This window comes from Thermus sp. NMX2.A1 (assembly GCF_000511705.1).
In the GTDB taxonomy this organism is placed as follows: domain Bacteria; phylum Deinococcota; class Deinococci; order Deinococcales; family Thermaceae; genus Thermus; species Thermus scotoductus.
Map to the genome: position 1 here is coordinate 1 of NZ_ATNI01000130.1, position 5,186 is coordinate 5,186.

The window sequence follows — 5,186 nt, forward strand, 5'->3', positions numbered from 1 at the left end:
ATTTGCACTTGACAAATGATGCCTTTGTGAGAAAATGAGGGATTTTATGCCTACCCCAAAATAGCCTTCTTCAGCCACCCCCCAAGCCGCTTCCACCAGGGCCCAAACCGGGCCTCGTACGAGCGGGCGGCCTCCTCGGGGCCAAGGTCCGCCCCCAGTTCCTGGGCCAGGAAGTAGCGGTGGTCCATCACCCATAGGTAGAGGTCGGCCTCGGTGCGGCCGGGAAATTCCCGCAGCAAACCCAGGCGGCGGATGGCCTCCACGGTGGGCTTGTAGAGGTTCTCGTACCAGTCCACCACCGCCTCCTCCCAGGGGATCTCCCGGTTCTCCTCGAGGCCCTTGAAATACTGCCGTGTGGCGATATGGTCCAGGAGGAGATCGTACCGGCCCAGGGTGGTGAAGCGGATCTCCTCCACCTGAGGAAGGAGCTCTTTAAGCCGGGTCTTCTCCAAGAAGTGGGCGTACTCCCCCTTGAGGATGAGGTCCTTTAGCGTGTCCGAAGCCTCCACGGGCACCGGGACCTCCAGGGCGATGACGTAGGCATCGATGAACCTCTGCCCCGTGGCCCTGGCCAGGGCCACCCGGTGGTTCCCGTCCTTGACGAAGTAGGCCTCCCCCACTTGGTAGACCTCTATGGGGGGAAGCTCCACCCCCTCCAGCTGCAGGACCCGGAGACGCTTCCAACGCTCCAGGGTGTGGGGGGTCTTGGGAAGGAAGCGGTGGTCAAAGTCCTCGTAGCGGTCCACGGAACCCACCACCTTGGCCACCTCAATGGTGCGTAGGCCCAGGGGGTGCTCCCCTTTGGGCCTCAGGGCAAGGACCTGGTGAAAGGGCAGGAGCAGGTTGGGCTCGCCCTTGAGGCGGTGGAGGAGCTCGTGAAGGGCAGCGCGCCATTCCAGGCGCTCTGCCTCGGCTTGGGCCTGCACATGGGGTCTCATGGAAACGCTACCACCCCCTTCTTAGGGTAGACCACACCGGTCAGAAGATGGTAAGGGGGTGAACACGCGCCCCTGGACAAGGGGAAGCCGAGGGGGTTAGATAGGACCATGGGCTTGGACCTAAGGACCCGCGTGCAGGAAGAGCTGGAACGGCTTAAGCAAGAGGGCCTCTATATCCGCCCCAGGGTCCTCGAGGCTCCCCAGGAACCCGTAACCCGGGTGGAGGGACGGGAAGTGGTGAACCTGGCCTCCAACAACTACCTGGGTTTCGCCAACCACCCCTACCTGAAGGAGAAAGCCCGCCAGTACCTGGAACGGTGGGGGGCGGGAAGCGGGGCCGTGCGCACCATCGCCGGCACCTTTACCTACCACCTGGAGCTGGAAGAAGCCCTGGCCCGCTTCAAGGGCACGGAAAGCGCCTTGGTCCTGCAGTCGGGTTTCACCGCCAACCAGGGGGTGCTGGGAGCCCTGCTCCAGGAGGGGGACCTGGTCTTCTCCGACGAGCTGAACCACGCCAGCATCATCGACGGCCTCCGCCTCACCAAGGCCACCCGTTTGGTCTTTCGCCACGCCGACGTGGCCCACCTGGAGGAACTCCTGAAGGCCCACGACACCGAAGGCCTCAAACTCATCGTCACCGACGGGGTCTTCTCCATGGACGGGGACATCGCTCCCTTGGACCGCATCGTGCCCCTGGCCAAGAAGTACGGGGCGGTGGTCTACGTGGACGATGCTCACGGAAGCGGCGTCCTGGGGGAAAAGGGCAAGGGCACGGTGCACCACTTTGGCTTCCACCAGGACCCCGACGTGATCCAGGTGGCCACCCTCTCCAAGGCCTGGGCGGTGGTGGGGGGATATGCCGCCGGGGCGTTAGAGCTCAAGGACCTCCTCATCAACAAGGCCCGGCCCTTCCTCTTCTCCACCAGCCACCCCCCGGCGGTGGTGGGGGCTTTGCTGGGTGCCTTAGAGCTCATCGAGAAGGAGCCCGAGCGGGTGGAAAGGCTTTGGGAAAACACCCGCTACTTCAAGCAGGAGCTTGCCCGCATGGGCTACGACACCCTAGGAAGCCAGACCCCCATCACCCCGGTACTCTTCGGGGAGGCCCCCTTGGCCTTTGAAGCGAGCCGCCTCCTCCTGGAAGAGGGGGTTTTCGCCGTGGGCATCGGCTACCCCACGGTGCCCAAGGGCAAGGCCAGGATCCGCAACATCGTCACCGCCGCCCACACCCAGGAGATGCTGGACAAGGCCCTCGAGGCCTACGAGAAAGTCGGCCGTAAGCTTGGGGTGATCCGCTAGGCCGCTTCCCGAAGGACCCACCTGGTGGCTTCCTTGCCCTCCCGTACCCTGGGCCGCATCCTCACCCCTCCCTCCTTGGTGAGCTTCATGGTTTCCCTGGCGGAGGCCCCCAAGGGGGGGAGGATCCTCGAGCCCGCCTCAGCCCACGCCCCCTTCCTGCGGGCCTTCCGAGAGGCGCACGGCTCAGGCTACCGCTTCCATGCGGTAGAGGTGGACCCCCTGGCCTTGGACCCGCCCCCCTGGGCCGAAAGCCACCTGGCGGACTTCCTCCTCTGGGAGCCCCACGAGACCTTCCACCTCATCCTGGGGAATCCTCCCTACGGGGCCCTGGGGGCGGGAGCCCGGCTGGACCCAAAGCGGCGGAGGCTTTACCGAAGTCGCTTCGCCACCTGGCACGGGCGCTACAACCTCTACGGGGCCTTCCTGGAGAAGGGGGTGAGGCTCTTAGCCCCTTCGGGGATGCTGGTCTATGTGATCCCCGCGGGGTGGATGGTCCTTTCGGAGTTCCATAAGCTCAGGGCCTTCCTGGCCCGGGAGGGGGAGACGGAGGTCTACTACCTGGGCCGGGCCTTCCCCGGGGTCAAGGTGGTGGCCGCGGTGGTCCGGTTCAGGAAGGGGGGAAGGGGCTTAAAGCTCTACGATGCGGAAGGCCCCCTCTTCCATAGCCCCGTCCTCCTTCTGGAAGACCCCGCCTGGCAGGGGGAGATGGTCCGCTTCGAAACGGAGGAAACCCGGAGGATGGAAGCCTCGGGGAGGCCTTTGGGGGAGCTCTACGAGATCCGCTTCGCTGCCAGAAGTCCCGAGTTTAAACGCCATCCCGCAGTGAAGCGGGAGCCTGCTCCGGGCCTGGTACCCGTCCTCACGGGGAGAAACTTAAAGCCCGGGTGGGTGGATTACGAGAGGAACTACTCCGGGTTATGGATGCCTAAGGAAAGGGCTAAGGAGCTTCGCGATTTCTATGGGACCCCCCACCTGGTAGTGGCCCACACCAAGGGGACCAGGGTGGTGGCGGCTTGGGACGGCCTGGCCTATCCCTGGAGAGAAGAATTTCATCTTCTCCCCAAGAAGAGCGCACGACTGGATCCCATAGCCTTGGTGGAGTGGCTCAACTCCCATGAGGTTCAGAGGTACATCAAGACCCTTTACAGGGACTTCGTACCCCATCTTACGCTCAGAATGCTGGAACGCCTTCCTCTGGAAAAAGCCCCTGAGCTCTCCCACCGCGCCTCCTCGAGTCCCTCCAAAGCCTCAAGGGCTTCCTCCCGGCTTTTTTCCCCGTAGATCCTCCTCAAGTCCTGCTGCAGGCTGGCCCAGTCCCGCATCTAGGCCAGCCTGGAGCACACCCCGTGCACCACGCACCCCTGCCGCTAGGCCGGCCAATACACCGGTCCACCTAGCCGAAGGTGGTCTCCAGCCTTCACAGACCCCTACACAAAATTCCTTATACGACCGCTCCTTTGACCTCACTGACCCAAACCCTGCTCAGACGGGGCCACCTCCTCCCCCCTGATGGGAAAGCCCAGAGGGGTCGCCTCCAGGCTGCCATCCTCCTTTCGGCGCAGGAACCCAGTAAAGGGAATGGGAAGGGAAAGGCCTAGAAAGGCATGGGGACGGTCTAAGAACTGGAAATGCAAGTGGGGCTCGGTGGAATGCCCCGAGTTCCCGCACTCCCCCACCACCTCCCCCGCCCGGACCCACTGGCCGGGCTTGACCCGCACGCTCCCCCGCTTGAGGTGGGCGAGGAGGCTATACTCCCTCTCCCCGTGCCGGATGAGGACGTAGTTGCCGAGGATGCTCCAAGCAAAGGGGTCCACAAAGCCTGGCCAAGGGCAGTCCCGGTGCCGGTTTTGCACCCTTACTACCACCCCGTCTGCGGGGGCTAGGAGGGGTGCGCCAAAGGCGTAGTAGTCCTCGGGCCGCCGCCCGTGGGTGCGGTAGGTTTTGCCCTGGCTGTCCTTGATGACGAAATCGTAGGCGTAGCGCTGGCTCAAAATCTCCCAGGAGTGGGAGGTTTCGGGGTCCGGGCCGCCGTTGGCCACCAGCCAAAACCCCTGGAAGGGGAGGCGGTAGGCCCCTTGGGGCCGGTAAGTCCTGGGGGTAGGCAGGTTGGGTCCAAAACGACGGCTGTTGAGCGTATCGCCGATGTTCTGGGTAAAGAGGGCGAACCAAACGCCAGGGGAAAGGAGGGTGGGGAGGATGAAGAGAAAACGGTAAAGGGCTTTCCTGTCCAACAGGATTAGGCCCAGGAAGGGCAGGAAAAAGAGCAGGGATAAGCGCGAGGCGAGGTTCTTAAGAGACTCCAAAACAGGGTGGTCGGCCAAGGGAGGAAGCCACAAGGCGATTCCTAGGAGGATGTTAGAGAAAAAGGCCAGGAGAAAGGGCAAGATCAGCGCTGACCAGATCCTCCTTAGAAGTTTGACTGCTTTGCCCCTTAGGGTTGCAAGCATGCCCTTTACCTCCTTTTCGTTCTCTCTCTGGGGGACCTTGGAAAGGATTAACGTTCCTAGAGTCCCACTTAAAGATTAGCGGACCTAAGGGGTGGGCGAAAGGGTATATCCTGAAGGGGTGGACCAGGGGGAGTTTGCCCGCTGGATGGCCTTGGCCCCTCTGCGGGAGGTGGCGGGATGAGCCTGGAAAGGGCCTTGGCCCAAAGGGCTAAGGAGCGGGAAGCCCTCATCCAAATGGCCCGGCGCTACGCGGAAAGGGTACGGGCAAGGCTTAAAGAGGCCCGGGTTTTCCTCTATGGCTCCGTGGCTCGAGGGGATTTCAACCTGGAAAGCGACCTGGACCTCCTCGTGGTCGCACCCTCCCTGCCCAAGGACCCCCTGGAGCGGGCCAGGTTGCTCTTCGCCCTTAGGGAGGGGCCGGAGGAGCCCAAGGGCCTATTGCCAGAGGAGTTTGCCCTTCTTGAGGCCCAAGGCAAGCTCTGGTTTTTGGAAGGGGCCTTAGAGC

The 5,186-nt window shown here is 63.2% G+C and carries 5 protein-coding genes; 3 read left to right on the top strand and 2 right to left on the bottom strand.

Annotation, left to right across the window (positions count from 1 at the left end):
• Positions 1-50 precede the first annotated feature (50 nt).
• A complete protein-coding gene (locus TNMX_RS12315) occupies positions 51-938 on the bottom strand; it encodes a DUF4032 domain-containing protein (RefSeq protein ID WP_038032633.1) in 888 nt (295 codons plus the stop codon).
• Positions 939-1,046: 108 nt separating this feature from the next.
• Between TNMX_RS12315 and TNMX_RS12320 the strand changes: the two genes are divergently transcribed.
• Together TNMX_RS12320 and TNMX_RS12325 are read left to right on the top strand one after the other, a co-directional pair.
• On the top strand, positions 1,047-2,234 hold the full coding sequence (locus TNMX_RS12320; RefSeq protein ID WP_038032635.1) for a glycine C-acetyltransferase: 1,188 nt from the start codon (positions 1,047-1,049) through the stop codon (positions 2,232-2,234).
• Positions 2,235-2,321: 87 nt separating this feature from the next.
• Positions 2,322-3,515, top strand: a complete 1,194-nt coding sequence (locus tag TNMX_RS12325; protein ID WP_084221161.1) for a TaqI-like C-terminal specificity domain-containing protein — start codon at positions 2,322-2,324, stop codon at positions 3,513-3,515.
• Between the two features lie 182 nt (positions 3,516-3,697).
• On the opposite strand, the gene TNMX_RS12330 is transcribed toward TNMX_RS12325, so the two are convergent.
• Positions 3,698-4,681 carry a M23 family metallopeptidase gene (locus tag TNMX_RS12330; RefSeq protein WP_052038001.1) on the bottom strand — a complete coding sequence of 328 codons (984 nt, stop codon included), beginning with the start codon at positions 4,679-4,681 and terminating at the stop codon, positions 3,698-3,700.
• Between the two features lie 177 nt (positions 4,682-4,858).
• On the opposite strand from TNMX_RS12330, the gene TNMX_RS12335 reads away from it, so the two are divergent.
• On the top strand, positions 4,859-5,186 hold a 328-nt coding region (locus TNMX_RS12335; protein WP_038032637.1), incomplete at its 3' end, for a nucleotidyltransferase domain-containing protein.

Bases quoted from the DNA above. Each gene is read 5' to 3' on its own strand.
- TNMX_RS12315 (WP_038032633.1), bottom strand. From the start codon at position 938: ATGAGACCCCATGTGCAGGCCCAAGCCGAGGCAGAGCGCCTGGAATGG.
- TNMX_RS12320 (WP_038032635.1), top strand. From the start codon at position 1,047: ATGGGCTTGGACCTAAGGACCCGCGTGCAGGAAGAGCTGGAACGGCTT.
- TNMX_RS12325 (WP_084221161.1), top strand. From the start codon at position 2,322: ATGGTTTCCCTGGCGGAGGCCCCCAAGGGGGGGAGGATCCTCGAGCCC.
- TNMX_RS12330 (WP_052038001.1), bottom strand. From the start codon at position 4,681: ATGCTTGCAACCCTAAGGGGCAAAGCAGTCAAACTTCTAAGGAGGATC.